At 73.1% G+C, this 21,430-nt stretch carries 17 protein-coding genes; 10 read left to right on the top strand and 7 right to left on the bottom strand.

Features of this window, described 5'->3' with window-relative positions:
* The first annotated feature begins 66 nt into the window (after positions 1-66).
* Together AB0C84_RS20020 and AB0C84_RS20015 are read left to right on the top strand one after the other, a co-directional pair.
* The gene (locus AB0C84_RS20020) at positions 67-948 is read left to right on the top strand and encodes an AraC family transcriptional regulator (protein WP_361068221.1); all 882 of its coding nucleotides are present in this window, start codon (positions 67-69) and stop codon (positions 946-948) included.
* A 407-nt stretch (positions 949-1,355) separates the two neighbouring features.
* Positions 1,356-2,921: a protein kinase gene (locus tag AB0C84_RS20015; protein ID WP_361068218.1), complete on the top strand. Its 1,566-nt coding sequence runs from the start codon at positions 1,356-1,358 to the stop codon at positions 2,919-2,921.
* A gap of 25 nt (positions 2,922-2,946) precedes the next feature.
* On the opposite strand, the gene AB0C84_RS20010 is transcribed toward AB0C84_RS20015, so the two are convergent.
* From AB0C84_RS20010 to AB0C84_RS19980, 7 genes are read right to left on the bottom strand one after another with little or no spacing between them, the layout of a single operon-like run.
* Entirely contained in the window at positions 2,947-4,071 is a 1,125-nt protein-coding gene (locus tag AB0C84_RS20010) for a hypothetical protein (RefSeq protein ID WP_361068215.1), read from the bottom strand.
* Between the two features lies 1 nt (position 4,072).
* The gene (locus AB0C84_RS20005; RefSeq protein ID WP_361068212.1) at positions 4,073-5,353 is read right to left on the bottom strand and encodes a hypothetical protein; all 1,281 of its coding nucleotides are present in this window, start codon (positions 5,351-5,353) and stop codon (positions 4,073-4,075) included.
* 33 nt (positions 5,354-5,386) lie between these two features.
* Complete coding sequence (locus AB0C84_RS20000) at positions 5,387-5,971, bottom strand: hypothetical protein (protein ID WP_361068209.1); 585 nt, start codon at positions 5,969-5,971, stop codon at positions 5,387-5,389.
* Positions 5,968-7,104: a hypothetical protein gene (locus tag AB0C84_RS19995; RefSeq protein WP_361068206.1), complete on the bottom strand. Its 1,137-nt coding sequence runs from the start codon at positions 7,102-7,104 to the stop codon at positions 5,968-5,970. Before AB0C84_RS19995 ends, AB0C84_RS20000 begins: the two co-directional genes overlap by 4 nt.
* On the bottom strand, positions 7,104-9,797 hold the full coding sequence (locus tag AB0C84_RS19990; protein ID WP_361068203.1) for a hypothetical protein: 2,694 nt from the start codon (positions 9,795-9,797) through the stop codon (positions 7,104-7,106). Before AB0C84_RS19990 ends, AB0C84_RS19995 begins: the two co-directional genes overlap by 1 nt.
* Positions 9,794-11,140 carry a hypothetical protein gene (locus tag AB0C84_RS19985; protein WP_361068200.1) on the bottom strand — a complete coding sequence of 449 codons (1,347 nt, stop codon included), beginning with the start codon at positions 11,138-11,140 and terminating at the stop codon, positions 9,794-9,796. Before AB0C84_RS19985 ends, AB0C84_RS19990 begins: the two co-directional genes overlap by 4 nt.
* A 2-nt stretch (positions 11,141-11,142) precedes the next feature.
* Complete coding sequence (locus AB0C84_RS19980; protein ID WP_361068197.1) at positions 11,143-12,300, bottom strand: hypothetical protein; 1,158 nt, start codon at positions 12,298-12,300, stop codon at positions 11,143-11,145.
* A gap of 514 nt (positions 12,301-12,814) precedes the next feature.
* Here AB0C84_RS19980 and AB0C84_RS19975 point away from each other — a divergent pair.
* From AB0C84_RS19975 to AB0C84_RS19940, 8 genes are all read left to right on the top strand, one after another.
* Positions 12,815-13,171 carry a TraR/DksA C4-type zinc finger protein gene (locus tag AB0C84_RS19975; RefSeq protein ID WP_361068194.1) on the top strand — a complete coding sequence of 119 codons (357 nt, stop codon included), beginning with the start codon at positions 12,815-12,817 and terminating at the stop codon, positions 13,169-13,171.
* 248 nt (positions 13,172-13,419) lie between these two features.
* Positions 13,420-13,809: a hypothetical protein gene (locus AB0C84_RS19970; protein WP_361068191.1), complete on the top strand. Its 390-nt coding sequence runs from the start codon at positions 13,420-13,422 to the stop codon at positions 13,807-13,809.
* The gene (locus AB0C84_RS19965) at positions 13,806-17,498 is read left to right on the top strand and encodes an AAA domain-containing protein (protein WP_361068188.1); all 3,693 of its coding nucleotides are present in this window, start codon (positions 13,806-13,808) and stop codon (positions 17,496-17,498) included. Before AB0C84_RS19970 ends, AB0C84_RS19965 begins: the two co-directional genes overlap by 4 nt.
* Positions 17,499-17,778: 280 nt before the next feature.
* Positions 17,779-17,946, top strand: coding sequence for a hypothetical protein (locus AB0C84_RS19960; RefSeq protein WP_179842095.1), 168 nt, complete (start codon positions 17,779-17,781; stop codon positions 17,944-17,946).
* A gap of 109 nt (positions 17,947-18,055) precedes the next feature.
* Entirely contained in the window at positions 18,056-18,574 is a 519-nt protein-coding gene (locus AB0C84_RS19955; protein ID WP_361068185.1) for a hypothetical protein, read from the top strand.
* A 2-nt stretch (positions 18,575-18,576) separates the two neighbouring features.
* Positions 18,577-20,403 carry an ABC transporter ATP-binding protein gene (locus AB0C84_RS19950; protein WP_361068182.1) on the top strand — a complete coding sequence of 609 codons (1,827 nt, stop codon included), beginning with the start codon at positions 18,577-18,579 and terminating at the stop codon, positions 20,401-20,403.
* Positions 20,400-20,825, top strand: coding sequence for a S26 family signal peptidase (locus AB0C84_RS19945; protein WP_361068179.1), 426 nt, complete (start codon positions 20,400-20,402; stop codon positions 20,823-20,825). Before AB0C84_RS19950 ends, AB0C84_RS19945 begins: the two co-directional genes overlap by 4 nt.
* A 116-nt stretch (positions 20,826-20,941) precedes the next feature.
* Entirely contained in the window at positions 20,942-21,418 is a 477-nt protein-coding gene (locus AB0C84_RS19940) for a hypothetical protein (RefSeq protein WP_361068176.1), read from the top strand.
* Positions 21,419-21,430 lie beyond the last annotated feature (12 nt).

Raw genomic sequence — 21,430 nt, 5'->3', positions numbered from 1 at the left:
GTGCGGCTAGCACGAGAGCCCGACAGCTGTAGCACGATCTTGACGAACGTCCGATGAGGAGGCCCGGTGCATCGTGTGCGGCTCGCGGAGGTGTTTCCGCCGGGGCGGCCGCCCATCGCCGCCGAGCGGTTCGAGCTGCGGAGCGACACGGCCTCTCACAGTCATGACTTCATCGAGCTCGCCGTCGTCACCGGCGGCACCGCCACGCACGTCTCGGCGGCGGGCGAGCAGCCTCTCGCCCGCGGCTCGGTGACGATGCTCCGTCCGGGCGACTGGCACGGCTACCACGACTGCGATCGCCTGACCGTCTACAACCTGTATGTCAGCCCGGAGGCCTTTCGGTGCGAGCTGGCCTGGATGCGCGCCGCCCCGCACCTCGGCCGCTCGGTGCGCATCGCCGGCCGATCCGGGCGCCACACCGGTCACCCGCTGCGGCTCGACCCCACCGCGCTACGCGTGGTCGAGACCGGCCTGGCGGAAACCGCGGGCGAGCCCGGTTCGGATCCGGCCCTTCATCCCGGACCCGTCTACGCCGTGCGGGTCGGGATCCTGCTCTGCCTTCTGGGCGGCGTAGTGCCACATGGCTCCACGGACGCCGACAGCCAACGAACCGACCATGTCCACCCCGCGGTATTGGCCGCGGCGCAGCTCGTGGAGAACGACATCCAACGGGCCTGGAACCTGGACGAGCTCGCCTCCACCGTGAACTTGTCGCCTCCCTACCTGACTCGTATGTTCACCGCGCATCTCGGAGTTCCGCCCATGACCTACCTGGGCAGGCTGCGAGCAGAACGCGCGGCGGCACTCCTCATCGAGACCGACATGCCCGTGGCAGCGATCGGAAGGCTCGTCGGCTGGCACGATCCCAACTACGCGAGCCGCCGGTTCCGGCACTTCTTCGCTCTCAGCCCGGCCGCCTACCGCACCCGTTTCCGCCCCGACGGTTAGCGCACTCATGCCTGTCAGGCCGCCAAGGCGCAGCAGCAGGGCGAGCCCGATCTGGGCGGCCCGGGCGGCGGGCAGCGGTCCGTTCCAGGGATCGGTCGTGCGCCTTCCACACGATCCTCCGCCCCGGCCGATCTCCTCATCGAGCCGGTACCGGCCGACGATCACGTCCCCTCTCGCCACGGGCTGACCCTATAGCGTGAGAACACAAGTGTTCCTTTGATGCGTGCGGACGCCTGCGCCACCTCCCGCGAGCGCCCGGCCGGTCGGCGGCCACCCTTCGGGAACGGCGTCGCAGGACCCATTTCGAGGTGGTTCGCCGCCATAGGATCGAGGGCATCCGGGGTGGACGGGGAAAGGGTCGTTCTTTGGGGCTGGGCGGTGGCGCCGGGGAGGCCGGTGACTTTCCGGTGGCATTGCGGGAGAGATTCCGGCCGATACGGATCGAGGCGGTCGGCGCCGAGTCGGTCGTCCACCTGGCGGAGCCGCTCGACGGCGGGTGCGCTGGCGCCGACCTGGTCGTCGTCAAGGTGCACCGGGACTCGCGGCTGGAGACCGACCAGCTCGTCTTGCTGGGGCGGCTGGAGGCGACCCGGCACGTCCCCCGGATCCACGATTACGGGAACCTCCCCGTGGACGGCGCCGAGGTCGGCTGGATGGCGCAGGAGTACTGCGCGCACGGTTCGCTGGACGCCCTGATCCGGGACGCCCTCCCGCTCGGCGACGCGGAACTGCGGGCGATCGTCGCCGAACTCGCCGAATGCCTGAACTTCTGGCTGGGCGCCATGGGGTTGACGCACACGGACGTGAAACCGGCCAACATCCTGGTGCGGTCCCGGAATCCCTACGAACTGCTGATCGGCGACTTCGGGGGGATTGCTCGCAATGTCCGGGTCCATGGGCGGGATCCCGGCGGGCTGCTGACCACCTGGGCCTACGCCGCGCCCGAGACCGCGCGGGGCCGCCGCGGCGCTCCGGCCGCCTGGTGGGCCCTCGGGATCATCGCCTACCAGCTCCTCCTCGGGCGGACGCCGTACGAGGGGGCGCCGTCCGCGCGGGTGCGCGAGCTGCTGCGCGCCGGGCGGAAGCCCGCGCTGGACGCCGTGACCGACCCGGAGTGGCGGCGGCTGATCGAGGGGCTGCTCGTCGTCGACCCGGCGCGGCGCTGGACGTACGAGCAGGTGGTGGCGTGGGTCGCGGACGAGCACCGGCCGCCGCGCTTCAACGGCCGCACCTACCGGGACGTCCGCGGCCTCGCCGACGACCTGGAGCGGAACTGGCGGGACGGCGCCGCCTGGCTGGCCGGCAACGGCGGGCGGCTGGCCGACTGGCTCGTCCGGCAGGGCGCCGACCCCGCCGACGTGCGCTACCTGCGCGGGCTGGGCGGCGACCGGGCGCGGCGGGCGCTGATCAGGCTGACCGCGCAGGTCATCCCGGACGTGACGCCGCGGTACGAGGGCCGTCCGATCGACGCACCGGGGCTGCTCGGTCTCGCCCGGGGCGGCCCCGCCGACCGGGAACTGCTGCGGGAGGTGGTGGACGGCGGTGTGCTGGCCGACGCGGCCCGGCACCGCTGCGGGCATCCCGGCTGCCGGGGACGCTGCGCCGTCCTGGACCGGGTGCACGCGGACGTCCCGGAGATCGTCGCGCGGGCGGAGGGGAAGCTGAGCTGGCTGCGCGGCCGGGTGCTGCGGAGCCGTCCGGGACGGCCGCCGGCGGAGCTGCCGTCCGCGCGAGAGTGGCCGATGCTGTGGGCGTGGGCCGCGGAGCTCACGCTGCTCGCCGACGCCGCGGAGCGGGTCCGCGCGCTCGCCGCGGCCGTGCCGCGCGAGGTCCCGTGGTGGCCGGACCGGCTGCGGCTCGCGGAGGCGGCCGACCCCGCCACCCTGGAGGGGCGCGCCGACCTCGTGGTGGCGCAGCTCCTGGCCCCGCACGCCTGGCGAGCCGCGGGCGGGAACGGCCCGCACCGGCGCTGACCGGCCGCCCAGGCGGGCAGAAGGCTCACAGGTACTGGCCGGGCTCCTCGGTGTCGATCCGGGGGACGAGCCCGGTGGCGCTGAACAGCGACAGCAGCGGGCGCAGGACCCGGGTCGGGCGGAAGTTCTGGTGCGGGAACACGCCCTCCTCCGGGATCGGTGCCACTCCCGACGCCGACGCGAAGTGGAGGGTGGTGGGCGAGCCGGAGTGGAACGGCGCGAGCCACAGTTCGGCGCCGTGCCGGTCGAGGAACGCGTAGGCGGCCTCGTTCTCGTCCTCGGCGGTGCGCAGGTCGCCGAGCACCGTCTCGTCGTCCCGCGCGAGCCAGTGCGCGACGGTGCCGTCGAGCCCGGCCAGCATGTCGGACTTGGCGACGACGATCGCGCTGGGCGGCAGCAGGCCGTCGCGGGTCTGGCGGGTGTGCAGCAGCTGGGTGATCGCGTGCGTGAAGCCGGGGTCGGGCACCCACGGGTTCCAGTCGTCGCCGGTGCGGAGCTGCTGGCCGTCCGCGACGTAGAGGATCGCGTCGGCGAGGCTGAGGAACGGGGTGTCCTCGTACTCGTACCGGTGGTAATGCTCGCCGGGGACGTCGAAGAACCCGACCGCGTGGGTCCGTCCCGTGTACTCGCTGGACACGCGCAGCGCGTAGACGAACTCGGCCCGCGCGGAGCGGCGGGTGGCGGGCAGGACGCGGCGCTGCTCCAGGAACGGCCGGATCCGGTCCTCGTAGAACCGCTGGCGCAGGTGCCCGTCGAGGGGCTCGGTGCGCAGCTCCGGCGCGAGCATCGCCTTGCGCCGTTCGAGCTGCGCGATCATCGCGGTGAGCAGGTGGGTCTTGCCGGCCGCGCTGGCGCCGACCAGCCCGACGATGAGCGGGTCCAGGTCGCCGTAGTCGGCCGGGAGGAAGTGCGGGTCGCCGTCGCCGTGGCACTGCCGCATCGCGCCGAGCGTCCGGTGCCGCCAGCGGACCTCCGGCTCGTCCGGTGCCCGCGTCAGCACCTCCGGCCCGTCGGGGGTGTTCCTGACGAGCGGGACCTCGCCGTAGTCGGACCAGTCGAGGTGGTTGAGGCAGTACGGGCAGAGCGTGCGGGCGCGCGGCTCCGGGCCGGGGTACGCGGCGGAGCCGGGCTGCCAGGGCGGGGCGATCATGTCACAACACCACCAGGAGGATGAGGACGACCAGGACGAACACCACGGGCCACACCAGCGCGGGGTGCGGTCTGCGCCTGCCGTCGTCGCCGACGCGGAACGGGAAGTCGCGGGGCAGCGAGGGAACGCCGACCCCCTGCGCGGGGCCCGGCCGTCCGGCACCCGGCCCCGGCCCCGTGCCCGGTCCCGGACGGAACGGCGGCGCGGATCCCCGGGACGGGTGCGCGGGCGCGCCGTGCCTCCGCTGGCCGAGCCACTGCTTCTCCCTCCGGTAGTTCTCGATGGCGCGCGAGGCGTCGCTCGTCGCCGGAGTGGCCGGAGTGGCCGGAGTGGCCGGAGTGGCCGGAGGGGCCGGAGGCGGCGGCTTCGGCTCGGCCCGTTCCGCCGGCTCGGCCCGCGCGGTGCGTCCGGTCCGGCCGGCCCGCGCCGCATGGGCGGTGGAGTGGATCTCCACGGTCCGCGTGTCGTCGTCCTCGGGAGCGTCCTGCTCGGTGGGGGAGTCCTGTCCGCCGGGCGCCTCCCGCTCCGTCGTGTCGCCGGAGCGGGGCCAGCCCTCCATGCGGGCCAGCACCTCCGCGGCCGCGGGGACCTCCTCGTCGAAGACGGGACGCAGCACCATGCCGAGGTCGGGGTGGTGCCGGACCAGCCAGCGCAGCTCGGCCTCGTCGGCGGGCCCGGCGCCGTCCGGCCCGAACGACGACTCCTCGCCCGACGCGAGCCAGAACAGCAGCCCGGCCGCCGCGCGCACGTCCCGCGCCGCCCGCAGGTCGTCCGGCTGGCCGATCGCGTTGCCGAGGTCGGCGATCTGCAGCCGCCTGCCGTCCCACAGGAGCATCCCGGGGGACAGCTCGCCCAGCGCGTAGGCGTTGTCCGCGAGGACCCGGAGCGCGGTGAACAGGTCGTGGGACGGCTGCCGCAGCCGCTCGGCGGTGAGCGGGGACGTCCCGGTGAGCGGACGGCCGCGCCGGGTCTGCACCAGCCGCGCCGGGTCGTCGGGGGAGTCGACGTCGAAGCCGAGCAGCGTCCCGAACTGGTCGGCGCGCACGTCCTCCATGCGGAGGCCGCCCCAGACGGCGACCTCGTTGCTCAGCACGCGCTTGCCCATGGCGCCGGTGGCGACCTTGTACACGCACTCGACCTCGGCGCCCCCGCCGGCGGGCCGGACCGTGCCGTAATGGCTCCTGTAGCGGGCGCCGACGCGGCTGCCCTGGTCGAGGGTCAGCGCGAACTCGACGCGTCCCTCGCCGGACGGCGTCTCGAGCAGTGCGATTTCGGTGGTCACCCCGTCACGTCCCTGTGTCGATCAGCTCTGGGATCAGTTCTGGTAGAAGAAGACGACGAGCTGGACGGAGCCGTCGCCCTCCCCGCCCGTCCACGCGGCCCGGTAGATCGCCTCGCGGAACCGCGGGTTGCCGGACTTGACGGCCTTGGCGGCGTTCCTGCCGAGGGTGACGCCGCTGCCGGTGTCGTTCCGCGCGCCGTAGGCGAGGAAGAAGCCGACCTGGAGCTTCTGCCCGAGCTGCTCCAGGCAGGCGGCGCGGGCGTCCTTGCGCCGCATCTCGTCCCCGTACAGCCAGGACGGGTGCTCGCCGCGCAGCGCCTCGTCGACCTTCCTCAGCAGGTCGGCGCGGGCCCCGCCGGAGCCGGACAGGAGCCCCTCGGCCTGCACCGGGATCAGGAAGTCACAGAAGTCCTGGCCGAGGACGCGCGGGCCGGACGGCAGCGGCTTCTTCTGCTCCGGCAGGCCGGTGGTGAGCTGCGCGCGGGGCTGCACCGCCATGGCGACGAGGAACAGCACGAGCATCAGGTCGGCGAACAGCCAGCCGGCGAGGTGCGCCGCGGCGAACCGGGAGGTCCGCCGGCCCCGCCGGGACGCGCGCCTCCTCGCGGGCCCGGTCACCGGTGCGCACCGCCGTCGTGCCGCACGTAGGCGACGAACTCGCGGGTGTCGTCGACGAGGTACTCCAGCTGCTCGAGCGCCTTCGACAACCGGTCGGTGCCGGTGGACAGCCGGGTCACGGCGTCGGCGAGCACCTCGTTGCCGGCGTCCTGGTAGTGCTGCGCGGCCTCGGCGTGGTCGGTGGTGGCGAGCGTCGCCCGCTCCACCTGCGTCACCATCGCGGCCAGTTCGGCGCGCAGCTCGCGCTGCCCGGCCATGATGTCGTCCTGCAGCTTCCGGAAGCGCTCCAGCGTCTCGGCGGGCGCCTGCATGCTCGCGATCGCCCGCTCCAGCGACTCGGCCTTGTCGATCCAGGTCTGGACGGCCTCCTCGATGCGCTTGCCGGTGCTGCCCTCCAGCGCCGCGCGGACGTCCTCGGCGGTGCCCGCGAGGCGGCCGATGAGCCCGCCCACGCTGGTCTCCATCCGCTGCACCAGCGCCTGGAGGTCCCGGTAGGTGACCTGGCCGTCCCGGGCGCCGGACAGCAGGTGCGACGCGAGCGCCAGGTCCTGCGCGATCTGCACGCGCTCGGCCTCGTAGCGCGGACGGTCGAGCAGGTTCTCGCAGGTGGTCACGAGGGCGGTGAACCCGATGACGACGAGGACGGCGAGGACGACCCACCACGCGGTCTCCGACAGCGGCGCGAAGTCCTGGACGCCGCGCCGGATGTGGTCGGGGTCGAACGATCCCGCCTGCCAGCCGAGCAGGAACGAGCCCTCGGTGTGGGTCCGGCCGTAGGCGTTCAGGGCGTCGTGCAGCTTCCACCAGGTGATGACGATCGGTGCGAAGACGAGCACGTTCTGGAAGAACCGGCCCCAGAACAGCGCGGTCTCCAGCCAGCGGCGCGGCGGCGGGTCGGGCAGCAGCGCGTCCGCCGGGTAGGCGGTGACGAGGTCGACCCCGGCCGGCGGCGGCCCGCCGGCCGGGGCGAGGTCGTCGGCGAGGCGTTTCAGCAGGGCGGGGCCGCTGGCGGCGTCCCCGGGGGAGTCGCGCAGCGCCCGGTCGGCGTACCGGTGGAACCGCGCGCTGATGCCGCTGAGGATGTCGTCGGAGGTGAGGGGCTCGGTCGGGCTGGTCGTCGCTCCAGGCGCCATCAGGGGGTCTTTTCTGTCGTCGGTTGCGGGGACCGGTCGCCGCCGGACGGCGCCCCGGTGCCGGTCGTCGAGGAGGGGGGAGTCGGGGAGGCCGACGGCGCGACGGTGACGGTCACGGTCGGGGCGACCGGCCGCGGCGGCGGGGCCTCGTCCGAGCCGCCGAACAGCAGGAGGCAGAGCAGGACGAGGGCCCCGACGCCGATCACCGCGATCGCCCATTCCTGGACGGTGCGGCCGGTGATCCAGACGACGATCGGGTGCCTGTCGTCGTCCGTCCACTCCTGCTCGGAGTCGGACGGGAAGCCGTCCGGGCGTGGGGGCGGCGGGTTGAAGCGCAGCGGCGGACTCGACGGCTCGGGGTACGCGGTCGCGGTGCGGGACGGACCGTCGCCGACCGGCGGCCCCTGGTGCGCGGGCTGCGTGTCCTGCGCGTACCGCGGCTGCGCCGTTCCGGCGGGCGCCGGGCCGGTGGACGTCCTTCCAGCGGTCCGCGCCTCGGCGGCCCGGTGCGGCCCCCGCAACGCGAACTCGGCGATCTCGGACGGGAGGCCGAGGTCGGCCGCGTGCCGGTGAGCCGCGTGCAGGAGCGCGGGCACGACCGCGTCCTGCCCGGCGTGGGCGACCACGGCCAGCAGGAACGGCCCCGTGCCGCCGGCCCGCACCAGCTCGTCCACCTCGTCCCGCGTCAGCCCGCCGCCGTCCGCTCGGTCGCCGGCCTGGTAGACGGCCTGGAGCAGGAACGAGTACGCCCGGAACCGCTTGCCGGGCTCGTCGGGCCACGCCCCCTCCACCAGGCCGGCCAGGAACCGTCCGGCCAGCGCCACGTCGCAGGTCGCGCGCTGTTCGGCGGGCGTGCGGGTGCGCTTGCCCACCACCCGGCACACGGGTTCGAGGAGGCCCGGCTGCCCGGACTGCTCGGCCAGCCCCTGGATCAGGTCGATGGTGGACAGGACGCCCAGCATGTCCTCCAGCACCGGCGGCGGGGCCTTCCGGCGGCGCGCCTGCGCGGCGAGCTGGAAGACGTGGGCGCGGTCGCCCGCGAGCACGTCGGCGAGCGCCGCCCACGGCCGGAACTGCGTCGCCTCCGCGTCGGCGGGCATCGCGCCGAGCACCGGGGCCAGGTCCGTGACGGGGTGGCCGTACGCCAGGTGCACGACGGTCCGGTACAGCTCGTTCTCGTCATCCGTGCGCAGGCCGCAGCGCGAGACGATGTCGTGGATCGTCTCGTGGAACATCTCGGTCTCGCGCATCAGCGCGCGGACGCCGTCGTCGCCGCTCCGGTCCCCGCGGCCCCACTGCCGGTACGCGGCGCGCATGAAGTGCAGGGCGGCCTTGACATGGTCGCTCGGCGCCAGCACCCTGCTCCACTCCAGCAGGCTGGCGGCCTTCATGCCGGGGAGGAGCCGGGCGAAGGTGCCGTCGGACGCGGGGTCGATGCCCACGCCGAGCGCGAAGTACACGGCGCTGTACTGGTCCGCCGAGGTGACCTTCGGCAGCCCGGCGTACCAGTTCGCGAGGACGCGCCCCGCCTCCGCCGCCGTGAGGTCCATGCGGCGCGCGGCCTGCAGCAGCCGGTCGGCGGTGTCGCGATCCTCACCCGCGTCCGTCAGGTACCGGTCGGCGGCGACCTGCCGCAGCGTCCGGGCGGCCTCCGACAGCCCCGACGGGTTCGCCTTCGTCCAGCGCAGCAGCCGGTCCGTGAGCTGCGCCATGCCGGCGTTCCGCAGCTCGGCGCGCAGCCGCTCCTGCCCGTCCCGGCCGTTCAGGTAGCGGCGCGTGGGCTCGTCCAGCGTGCCCGCGATCGCCCGGTCGACGAGGTCGAGGACGCCGGTGGCCCGCTGGTGCTCCGCCTCCACCCAGTCCGCGAGCGCCGCGGTGGTCGTCAGCGGCGCGCGCGGCCGGGTCAGCGACGCCGGAGGCAGGTCGGCGAGAAGCCCGGCCACCCGGGCGACGCCGGGGTCGGTGCCGCCCGAGGCCGTCAGCGGCGTCCTGCCGTTCCTGGCGTCCGGCAGGCCGACCGCCAGCAGCCGGGGCCGCAGCTCGGGACGGGTGACCTGGGCGCCCAGCAGCATCGTCAGCGGCGCAGCCCCGGCGACCCCGTCCAGTCGGCGCACGAGCGCGGCGACCAGGCCGACGTCGTCCGGGGAGATCTCGGCCAGGTAGGACTCGCACGGCGCGGCGAGCACCCCGGCGAGCAGGCCGACCAGCGCGTCGCGGCGCACGGACGGCTCGTCCAGCCCGGCCCGGGCGCGCGCCCGCAGCGCGGCCGCCTCGAGTGCCTGGAGGTCCGAGGGCGTCGCGTCGAGCCGCTCCGGCGTGCTCCACTCCGGCCAGTCGTGCAGGCCGAGCACCAGCGCCGCGTTCACGACCGACGCCGAGCCGACGAGCGCGTGCACGAGCTGCGAGGGCCGGCCGTTCGGGTCGCGGGCCGGCACGAGCCGCAGCGCGGCGCCGTGCTCGCCCTTCCGGCCGAACCGCAGCGCGCCGAGCGCCGTGCACTCGGGCGCGCCGGACAGCCACTGCCCGACGGCGACGTCGCCGCCGGCCAGCCGCTCGTTCCACACGCGCAGCCCGTCGGAGCCGAGGGACGTCGCGACCGGGCCGAGGCCGCGGCCGCCGGCCAGCAGCCGGTCCGACCAGGCGAAGACGATCTGGTCGACGCGGCCGGGCGCGGGAAGGGGACCGGTCGTCATGACGCCGCGACCTCCCGGTCCGCGGGCGCGCCGAGCACCTCGCGCGGCAGCACGCCCTTCATCGCCAGCAGCGCCAGCAGCGGCCGCAGCACCCGCTGGCGCCGGAACGACTGCTCGGGGTATTCGCCGCTCTCCATGTCCACGCCGACGCCGGTCGCCGACGCGAAGTGCAGGGTCGCGTCCTCGCACTTCTGGACCGGGACGAGCCACGACCCCGCGCCGCGCGAGCGCAGCAGGGCGTAGGCGTCCTCGGACTCCTCCTCGACCGTGCCGAGGACGAGGTCGTCCCGGCGGTCGAGCCACCGGTCGACCTCCTTGAACGCGCGCAGCGTGTCCGACTTGGCGATCACCAGCGCGGCGGGCAGCGGCAGGAACTCCAGGCCCTGCCCGGCGCGGACGTGGTCGATGTGGCTGAGCACCGCGGTGAACCCGGGGTCGCCGGTGTGCCGGCCGTGCCGGACGTCCAGCTCCGTCCCGTCCGCCACGAAGATCAGCCCGTCCGCGATGCTCATGAACGGGGTGTCGTCGCGGGTGTGGCCCTGGCTGAAGATCTCGCCCGGCACATCGAAGATCAGCAGCGCGTACTGCTCGCCGGTGTGCCCGCTGGTGATCCGGTAGGCGCAGGTGAACTCCGGGCTCAGCGCCCGGCGGGTGACCGGCAGCGGCTTGCGGTCGCGCAGCAGGTCGAACCGGTTCCTGGCGAACAGCTCCCGCTGCAGCCGCGGGTCGAGCGGCAGCACGTCCAGCCGGTGCGAGATCTTCAGCGCGGACTGGTCGAGCTCCTCGGTCATCGCCGCGAGCAGGTGCGACTTGCCCGATCCCGACGTGCCGACCATCCCGACGATCAGGACGGTCATGCCGCCGAGCGACGCGGGCACGAAGTGGTCCTTGCCGGTGGCCTCGCAGACCCGCCAGGCGTGCATCGTCCGGGTGCGCCAGCGGACGTCGCTCTCGCCGGGCTCCCGCGTCAGCGCGATCTCCTCGCCCTCCACGGTGCGGTCGACGAGCGGGGCGCTGTTCCAGTCGAACTCGCTCAGGCAGTACGGGCACACCATGGTGCGGTCGGGGCCGTCCGGCGGGCCGGGCACGCGGGGCCGGTGCGGGGACGCCGGGCCGAGGTCCTCGCCCGTCCCGGTCGCGGGCGGCTCGTACGGGGGGTCGGCGGGAAGGTCGTCGGCCGCCGTCGCGCCGGGGGGCGCGTCACCGGGCGCCTCGCCGTCCGGCCGGGCGTCCAGGGTCGAGACCGCGTCCAGGTCCAGGTCCGGGTCGCCGGCGGGCAGCTGGTAGGGCGGCCCGTCGAGCTTCGGCGGAAGCTTGGGCCTCGGGAGTTCGGGGTCGCTCACGGTCACCTCACGAGCAGGACGGCGCTGACGATCAGGGCCACGGCGAGGACCCCGAGGAGGAGGAAGAGCAGCGGGCCGTGCCCGCCGGGGGACGTCCCGTCCGTTGCCGGGGGCCGGGCCGTCCAGGACGGCGCGACGGGCCCCGCCTGGGCCTGCTCGCGCGGCGGCTCGGCCGCGATCCGGCGGCCCTGGCGGAACGTCCGCTGCCGGCGGCGCAGCTCGCGGAACTCGGCACGTCCGTCCTCCTCCGCGGCGAGCCGCCGGTCGCGGACGGCCGAACGCGGCCCGGCCTCGGCCCGCGTCTCCTGTGGAGCCGGGCGAGGGGGCGCCTGGACCGGGGACGGCTGCCGGGGCGGGGGCACCGTCTCGTGCCGATCCTCGGGGACGTGTCCGGACGGCGGCGGTTTCGGGCGGCTCCGCCACAGCCGGTCCTTGATCTCACCGGGGGAGACGCCGGGGCCGCCGGCGGCGTGGAAGGCCGGTTCGAGCGCCTGCGCCAGGACGGCGTCGACCTCGGCGAGCTCCGCGACGAGGGCCGCGGGCGTGCCGCCGCCGGGCGATCCGGTGGCGAGCCGGAGCAGCAGGAGGGCGGCGGCCTGGACGTCCGGGACGTCGCTGACCGGCAGCCCCGTCGGCGTGCCGAGCGCGGACCCGGCGAGAGCCTCGGGCGGCCCGAGCGGCTCCACGTGCCCGAAGCCGTGCAGCTCGACGCGCCGGCCGTCCCAGAACACGGTGTCCGCGGAGACGGCCCGGTGCGCGAAGCCGAGGTCGGCGAGGAACGCGAGCGCGCCGAACAGGTCGCGCGCCGCCCGGCCGAGCTGCACGTCGTCGAGCCGCGGAACCGGTTCGCACCGGGAGACGGGCACGCCGCGGCGGGTCACCATGAGGCATACGGGCCGCTGCGCCGCCTGGAAGCCGATCATCCGCCCGGCGGACGCCTGCCGCCCGCCGATCCGGTCGTAGACCTCGGCCTCGCGGCGCAGCAGCTTCGCACCGGCGGGCGAGAGGGCGGTCTTGAGAAGGGCGTCGCGGTCGTCGGCGCGACCGTAGCGGTGGCTGAGGAGCGCGTCCTCGTGCTCCAGCCCGCCCTGCGCGAAAGTGACCGTGACCCGACCGGATTGCCCGAAAGATGACTTCTGTAGCGTGAATGTCTCTTCCACTGGCGCCCCCGCCCGTTCCGTGTAGATAGCGCCCCCTCGGGTGATATTTCCGGCCTGACGAATAAGTGATGCAGTGATCCGCTAGGTGTGACGCACGGAGTTGGAGGAAGGTTGCCGGTTTTTTCGGTTTGAGGTCGCCGCAGGCCAGAGGGGGACCGCCCTGCCGCAGCGGCCCGCCGGGCCGTCTGGTGGGCCGCTGCGCACCGCTCCTGGCCCCCGCCCCCGCTCCGCCGCCCCTGATGCCGCGACCGGACATGGACAGATTCACGGGAGTATGTAAAACGCAATGGACAACACGCCACAAAAATGCTCTAAACCGGCGAACGGGCGTACGCAACGACCTTTCACCCCACAAGGACACGTCCTCATACCAACGACCGGGATCGCGTCGATGAACCGCCCCGCCGCGGGGATCTCCGGCCCCGAGCCCCGATGATCGAGGGTGCTCCCGAGGCGGGCCCTCCGGGACGCCGACCCGGGGAATGTGTCGTCTGGCCATGGAGTTCTTCTGGTGGTGAGTGACAAGGCGGATGTGGAGGCGGCGCGGACGCGCGAGGTGCTGGAGGGCGAGCGCGAGCGCACGCTCGCCGCCGTCCGCGCGCTCGACCGCGACCGCGAGGGGATCGTGGAGTCGGCCCGGCTGTCGGCCGTGGACGACGAGCACGATCCCGAGGGCGCGACCCTCGGGTTCGAGCGCGCCCACGTGGAGGCGTTGCTCGCGGCGGCCCGGGGCCGTCTCGACGACCTCGACCGCGCCCTCGAACGACTGGCCGCGGGAACCTACGGCATCTGCACCTCGTGCGGCGGCCCCGTCGGCGCCGCCCGCCTGGCGGCCCGCCCCGCCGCCGCCCGATGCATCTCCTGCGCCTGACCCCACTGTGTCCCGAGCCAGAGCGGTCGAAGGCCCCTGCTGGGCGCTGACCCACCCGTCACCGTGACCGTACGAGCCGTCCGCTACCTGTCCAAGACCCGCGAGGCCGCCACCTCCCCAGTGGCGAGCAGGCGGACGCTGGCCGGGTGTGGTCACAGTCGATGTCGTGATGTAAACACACGTAACAGGCTGTTGCGAAAGGGTGCTCCTGATCGGACTTTCCGGAGCGGCACAAGGGAGTGCACTGGATGGACCAGCAGGAGTGGCGGCTGCGGGTACTGGCGGGCGATGACACGCTCCGGCAGGAACGGCTCACCCGCGAACTGCACGGCGAACTGCTGAACATCGACGGAGTCGACGCCGGGTACGCCGGCCCGCCCACTTCGCCCATCCCCGGCAGCAAGGGCGTCCTCACGGGTGAGCTGGCCCTGTGGGCGACCGTCGCCGCGTCCGGGGCGCAGACGACGAAGGTCCTGGTCACGCTGATCCGGGAATGGAGTGCCCGGGAGCGTCATCGGAAGATCGAAGTCTCCTGCGGTGATGACTCCATCACCATCACCGGCCGCCCGGACCAAGCGCAGGAACGGATCATCGGCGAGTTCCTCGACAGGATCGACGGCGGGAACCGTCCAGAGTGAGCCGACCGAAGCGACGCAAGGCGCTGCTGATCGGCACCGAGACGTATGACGACGGGAGGTTCGCTCCTCTGCCGTCCGTTCGTGCGGATCTCTGGCAACTCCAACAGGTCCTCCAGCACCGCGGCATCGGAGCGTTCCCGGCGGTCCGGCCAGTGGCCGATCTCACCGCCGACGACATGCGTCACGAGATCGCCGAGTTCCTCGACGGCTGCGAGGAGGACGAGTTCGCGCTGCTGTACGTCTCGGGCCACGGCACCCGTCTCGTCCAGTCCGGCGGCGAGTTCCATTTCATCGCCAAGGACACCGACTTCGACCGCATCGCCGAGACGGCGGTGGGCGCGGGATTCGTCAACGAACTGCTGGAGGTGTGCGTCGCCCCGCAGAAGGTCGTGATGATCGACTGCTGCCGAAGCGGGGGCTTCGCGGTGGGGCTGCGCACCACTGATGGGCAGCGGCCCGGTACGGCCAAATCCGGCGAGGAGCCACTCCTCAGCAGCCGTGGTGTGTATGTGCTCTCCTCGTCCCGGGCGGGCCAGGACTCTTACGCACCGGTGCCGGCCGGCGACGAGGTGACCCCCTCGGTCTTCACCGGACAGATCGTTGAGGCCCTGCGTACTGGACGGGCGGGCAAGGACGGCAGCGGAGAGGTCTCGGTCGTGGACCTCTTCCACTACGTCAACCGGCGGATGAGGGGCGACGGCTCCGACCAGATACCCGTCGCGTCGTCCCTCGGAGTCGACGACCGGATCATCATCGCCAACTGTCCCCAGGGTCCGGCGCCGCAGCTGGTGCCCTTGTCTCGTGGACCCCTTACGGAAACGGCGACATGGTCGCCCGGCACCGGAGCGGGATACTCCAAAGCCGCGGCACAACCCACCTGGTCCAGCCTGCTGGCCTACTACCGGGACTGCGTCATGGCGGACGGGAGCGTCCCTGAAGCCATGTCCGTCAGTGACCATGGAAAGACGTACGTCTGCCTCTCGGGCTCTGAGCGTCTGCTGGCCGGAGTCCTTGACGATGATCACGGCATCTCCACGCCCCCGGATGCGGAGAAGTTCGTCCAGCAGGCCATCGAGCAGGAGAGCGAACTCTGGGCGGGCTACCCGGCGGTGGTGACGCACGGGGCGCGCAACGGTGGAGCCGCCTCCAACCTCGCGCCGTTGCTCGTGCGCGCGGTCGAGCCCGTCCACGTGGACGGGGAGATACGGCTGCGGCCGTACGGCCCCGTGATTCCGCACCCGGGTCTGGCCGCCGAACGGCTCGGCGAGGACGACGCCGCCGCCCTCGCCGAGTCCTACCAGCCGACGTGGCATGCAGGGCAGCACGACCGGATGGCCGTCGACATCGTCCACCTGTTGCGCGACGAATACGCGCTGCCCGCCGTCCAGAAGATCGAGCCTGACCGGCTCTGCGATCGGATCGAAGTCGACACCCCGGTGAGCGGGGCACGCAACTCCGCCGTGCTCTACGCCGTTGCCCGGAATCCCGGCGCCACGGCAAAGCTCCTCAAGGACCTCGAGCACATCGAGCGGCACGCCGGGCAGATCAAGGTCACGGCGCTCGCCGCACTGTCTCCGGAACCGGCGGAGCGCGCGCTGCCCGCCCCCGGTCATCGACCACAGGACGTGCGGCTCGTCACTCCTCTGCCGGCCAACGAGTCGCAGGCGGAGATCCTGCGCTCGGCGATGTCCCACCGCCTCACCGTGGCGACCGGTCCGCCCGGCACGGGGAAGAGTCAACTCGTCGCCAACCTGGTCGCCACGGCCGAGGCCGCCGGAGAGAAGGTCCTGGTCGCCTCCACCAACAACCAGGCCGTGGACGAGGTGTGCGGACGATGCGAGCGGCTGTCGCCGGGCAGTGTCGTCCGCACGGGCTCGCGTGGCTACCGGGAAGCCGAGGCCGCCGCGCTCGACTACCTGAGGACCGTTGAGCCGCCCGCGTCGAACCCCCAAACCGCCCAGGCCCGGCTCGACATCGCCGGCGACCGGCTGCGGGCGGCCCGGCTGGAACTCGACCGCGTCGCGTCGACGGAGCGGGCCCTCCGGGAGGCGGGGGAGGCCCGCGATGCGCACGCCGCCGAACTCGAAGCAACGGTGGCCGAACTCCTCGGACTCCTCCGAGACCATGACGGACCGGAAGCAGTCGCTCGCAGGGCCGAACGTGCCGCCGACGCCAAACTGCTGGGCGAATGGCGGCGCAAGCGACTGCTGCGCCGTCTGGGATTGCGAGTCGACTCCTCGGGGACCGCGGCCACCTGCCGCGCGCTCGCCCGTTTCGAGCATGCCGACGCCGCCTGGCAGAGCGTGCTGCCCCAGGCCGTGGGCGGGCCGGACGACGAAGCCCTCGCCACGCTCCTCGCTACCGCCCAACGTGAAGTCGAGGAGACGGCCGCCGCGCTTCTGGAAGTCACGGTGCGTTCGTCCGCCAGGCACCACCGCCATCTCATCACCGAACTGATACGGGCCCAGAACGGCGACGGCAGCGACTGGCGCGCTGTGAAGAACGCGCTCACGGCCGTGCGCGGCTGGGCGGTGACCAGCCTGTCCGCACGCCGCTTCCCACCGGAGCCGGCGCTGTTCGACCTCGTGATCATCGATGAGGCGAGCCAGTGCGCGATCCCGCACATCCTGCCGCTGCTTTTCCGCGCCCGCCGGGCGCTGGTCATCGGTGACGTCATGCAGTTGCCCCACGTGTCCCGGCTCAACGCGGAGCGTGAAGCCGTTCTCCGGCGCGAGCACGGCTTGCGACCCGAATGGCTGGAGAAATACCGTCTCGGATTTCGGCGCTATTCGGCCTTCCATGCGGCCGAACGATCCCTGGGAAGCGGACTTCTGCTCGACGAGCACTTCCGGTGCCACCCGCAGATCGCCGCCTTCGTCAACGAGCGCTTCTACGACGGGAACCTGAACGTCCTGACCGATATCCGCGGCCGTCCCGCCCTGCCCGCACGTCCTGCCATCCTCTGGTCGGACGTCCAGGGGCAGGCGCGAAAGTCCGGCACCTCATGGATCAATCCGGTAGAGATCGAGAAAGTTCTTGAATCGGTCCGCTACCTCCTGGAGAAGTTGCCCGGCGACGCCACCGTCGGAGTGGTCACGCCGTTCAAGGCGCAGGCCGAGATGGTGCAGCGGCGATGGGGAGCCGTCGACGGCCGGGTGCGCGTCGGCACGGTGCACACCTTCCAGGGAGGTGAGCGCGACGTCATGATCTTCTCGTTGGTGGCCGGTGAGGGCATGCGCCCGGGTACGATCCGCTGGATACAGCGCCAGCTCAACTTGTGGAACGTCGCGATCACGCGGGCCCGTTCGCACCTGATCGTGGTCGGCGACGCGGCACTCTGGGAAGGCCGGCGCGGCCTTGCGGCAGACCTGCGGGCCGCGGCCTCCGGCGAGTTCACCGCCGAGGGCGGGCAGGGCCTGGAAGACCTCCAAGCGCGGCTCTTCAGATTCCTGTCGAATCAGAGCCCGGGCTCAGAGGTGGATCTCGGGGCCATCGTCAACGGCCACCCGGCCGACGCGATGGTTCGGACGGCCGACGAGGAGATTCCCGTCATCCTGGACCCGGGCCCACCGGCGGGTGCCGACGCCGCCCGGCATCTGCGCCTCATGCTGCGACGCCGTGATCTCCTCAGTCCCGCCGAGGGCGTCACCGCTCGACGTCTTCCCGCATGGAAGCTCTACGAGGTCTGAGCCCCGGCGTCGCCCGCCATCCGACGGGCGCCGTGGAACGGCAAACTCTGGAGTTGTTGATCATTGCGGCGGCGGCGTTCAGCAGGATCACACAAAGATCATCATGTGGTTCGCCGGGGGTTGCGGGGTTCGCGGTGCCGGGGGTGATACTTGGCCCAGCCCCGCGCCGGGGAATCAACCGGAGAACAAATGGCACCGGCCGCAGATTTCAGCGCGCGCACGGTCAGGTGGTGATTTGTTCCTTCCGGGAGTTCTCTGGCCATGACGAAAAGGAGATGCGATGAGTCGTCTCATCGACCGTGCGCTTGAGCGCATCGTCCCGAAGGCCACCGGATCGGCGTGCAGCGGCAACTACTTCTGCAACGCCAACGGGCACCCCGGTTACTGGTACCGGTTCTGCTGCGTGGACTCGGGCTGCAGCTGGACCAAGATCCGCAGCAGCTGCTGATCCGACCCGGGCGGCGGTGCGGCCGCGCCGCCGCCCGGCGGGCGAGAGGTCCGGCGGCGATCCCGGTCGTCGTCCGGCGACATGGTCCGATCTTCGCTAGGGATTCCTGATGCCATATCTTGCGGCGGCCGTCGTGCTGCTCGGTGTGCTGTGCCTGCTGAACCTGCTGCTGACGGTCGGCATCCTGCGCCGGATGCGGGCGGACGCGCTGCGGTCCACAGGCCGCGACGACGGGCTCTTCGCCCTGCGGCCCGGCGACCCCGTGGGCGAGTTCGCGGCGGTGACCGGCGACGGCGACCCGGTGACGCACCATGACGTGACCGGCGTCGTCGGGTTCTTCTCCGCCGACTGCGAGGCATGCCATGATCTCCTGCCGTCCTTCGTCGAACGGGCTCGCGACCTGGGCAGGGAGAACGTCCTCGCGGTGGTCGGCGGTGACGACCCGGCGTCGGTGGCGGCCCTGACGCCCGTCGCCAGGGTGGTGCTCGCCGACCTCGACGGCGGCCCGATGGCCCGCGCGTTCCGGAACGAGTGGACTCCCGCCCTCTACGTGGTCGGGGAGGACGGGCGGATCGCCGCGACCGGCACTCGGATCGACCGGCTCCCGGTGCCGGCCGGCCGGGGCTGAGCGTGTCCGACGCCCCGGCGCCGGACCGGCGCATCGGGCCGCGCGAGCTGCGCGCCTCGGCGGCCGCGGCCATGGTCCTGATCGGACGGGCCGCCCCCGTGCGGGTTCCGCTCTTCCTGGCCCTCACCGTGGTGACGGCCGCGACGCCCGTCGCCACGGCCTGGCTCACCAAACTCGTCATCGACCGCCTGACCGGGGCGCACGGCCCGGTCGCGGGCCTGGCGCTCGGACTGGTCGCGGCGGGGACGGCGGCCGCGTTCCTGCCGCTCGCCGCCCAGTACGCGCGAGCCCAGATCGGCAGGGCGGCCGGGGCGGCCGGCACCGACCGGCTGTTCGCCGCCGCCGAACGCCAGGTGGGCCTGCGCGCCTTCGAGGACCCGGCCTTCCAGGACCGGCTCCGGCTCGCGCAGCAGGCCGTCCAGCGCCTACCGGAGATCGTGGACGGCTTCGGCGGGGGGCTCGGCGGGCTTTTGTCGCTGGCCGGCTTCCTCACCTCCCTCGCGCTTCTGAGCCCGGTGATGACCGGCCTGGTGCTCGCCGCCGCGTTGCCGGCCCTCGTCGCGGAGGTCCTGCTCACCCGTCGGCGCTCCGCCATGGAGTGGAGCATCGAGCGGTACCACCGTCGCGAGTTCTTCTACGGGCAGCTGCTCACCGGCACGGCCGCCGCCACGGAGATCCGGCTGTTCGGGATCGGTGCGTTCCTGCGTCTCCGCATGATGCGCGAGCGGCGGGACGCCGACCGGGCCACCCGCCGCATGGACCTGCGCGAGCTGCGCACCCAGGGCGGGCTGACCACGGTCAGCGCCGCGGTGACCGGCGCCGGTCTCTGGTGGGCGATCGGCGCGGCCCGCGACGGCGCGCTCAGCGCCGGGGACGTCACCATGTTCCTGGCCGCCGCGGCAGGCGTGCAGGCCGCGCTCGCGGGGCTCATCACGGCGGTGTCCGGCGGCCAGGCGCGGCTGCTGTCGTTCGCCCACTACGTCGCGGTCGTCGGCGCCGAATCCGACCTCCCTCGCGCGGAAGGCGCGGACGCGCCGCCGCTGCGCCGCGGGATCGAAGTGCGCGACGTGTGGTTCCGCTACGGCGAAGGCCACCCCTGGGTGCTGCGCGGACTCGACCTGACGATCCCTCACGGCGACGCCGTCGCGCTCGTCGGCCTGAACGGCGCCGGCAAGAGCACGCTGGTCAAGCTGCTGTGCCGGATGTACGACCCGACCCGCGGGCAGATCCTCTGGGACGGCGTGGACCTGCGCGACATCCCGCCCGAAGCGCTTCGCACCCGCATAAGCGCGGTGTTCCAGGACCACATGAACTACGAGATGACCGCCCGCGACAACATCGCCCTGGGCGATCTTGCGTCCCTGGGCGAGCCGGGCCGGGTGGAGGCCGCGGCCGCCCTCGCCGGCGTCCACGACCGGCTGGCCGCCCTGCCCCGCGGCTACGACACGGCGCTCACCCGCATGTTCGCGCTCGGCGAGGCGGACGAGGTGACCGGCGTGGTGCTGTCCGGCGGGCAGTGGAAGCGGGTCGCGCTGGCCCGGGCGCTGGTCCGCGAGGGCCGGGACCTGATGATCCTCGACGAGCCCGGCGCGGGCCTGGATCCCGAGGCCGAGCACGAGGTGCACGCGCGGATGCGCGAGCACCGCCGGGACCGCGCCAGCCTGCTCATCTCGCACCGGCTGAGCGCCGTCCGCGACGCCGACCGCATCGTGGTCCTGCGGGAGGGGCGGATCGTCGAGCAGGGCACGCACGCGGCGCTGATGGCCGCCGACGGCGGTTACGCCCGCCTCTTCCGGCTCCAGGCGTCCGGCTACCAGGAGGTCACGTGATCCGCCCCGTCCTCGCCGCCGGGGCGCTCACCGCGGCCGGGCTGCTGGTCCTCGCGGCCCGGCGCGGCCTCCTGCTGACCACCGTGGACGGGACGAGCATGGAACCCGCCCTGCGCTCGGGCGACCGCATCCTGGTGCGCCGGACCCGGCGGGTCAGACGCGGCCAGGTGATCCTTCTGCGTCCCGACGACCGGCCCCGGACCACGCTGCTGCTCAAACGAACGGTGGCCGTCCCCGGCGACCATGTGCCCGCGGGCTGGGCCGACCCCGACGTCGCGCGGATCGGCGGCGCACCGGTCCCGCCGCACACGCTCGTCGTGCTCGGCGACAACCGTCCGGTGAGCTGGGACTCCCGGCATTACGGATACGTCCCGCGCCACCGCATCGTCGGCGTCATGCTCTACCGCTTGTCCGGCCAGTAAGCACTCACCGGTCGGCACACCCACCACTGTCACGATCCGTATTGAGGTGAACACTCTGCGGGCAGAAGGAAGGCGACCGTGACGCCACTGGAAACACTCGGGAAAAGGGAGAGCACTTGCGCGTCTTCACCATGGCTCTGGGCGGCGCGGCCGCCGCCTCCAGCCTTGCCTTCACCGCCGTCGAACCCGTCCAGCTCACTTCCCAGGGTTACGGTGCTCTGAGAATCGGCAGTTCCGAGCGGGCCGCTCTTCGCACCGGGATGCTGGTCCGCAAGTTCAGCGGACGGTGGTGCGATGGTTTCGACCTGGAGGGCCACCCCACGGGCCGCGACGACCTGTCGGTCTACGTCTCCAAGAAGTACGGGGTCGCGATGATCCAGCCACCCCGCCGCACCCGCACTCCGCGCGGCGTGCACGTCGGCTCCACGCTCTCCGAGGTCAAGCGCGCCTATCCCGGCGTCCGGCGCGACGTCCACGGCTTCTGGGGCGTCACCGCGCCCCGCGACCACCGTGCGTCGTACCAGTTCGAGGTGGAACGCGGCCACGTCACGATGATGGCGCTGAACCTCAAGGACCAAGACTGCTTCAACTGATCGGCCCAGGAA

This window comes from Actinomadura sp. NPDC048955, from assembly GCF_040649435.1.
Taxonomy (GTDB): Bacteria; Actinomycetota; Actinomycetes; order Streptosporangiales; family Streptosporangiaceae; genus Spirillospora; species Spirillospora luteofluorescens.
Note: the sequence above shows the minus strand (reverse complement) of the source record. Positions and strands in the feature narration are given on the sequence as shown.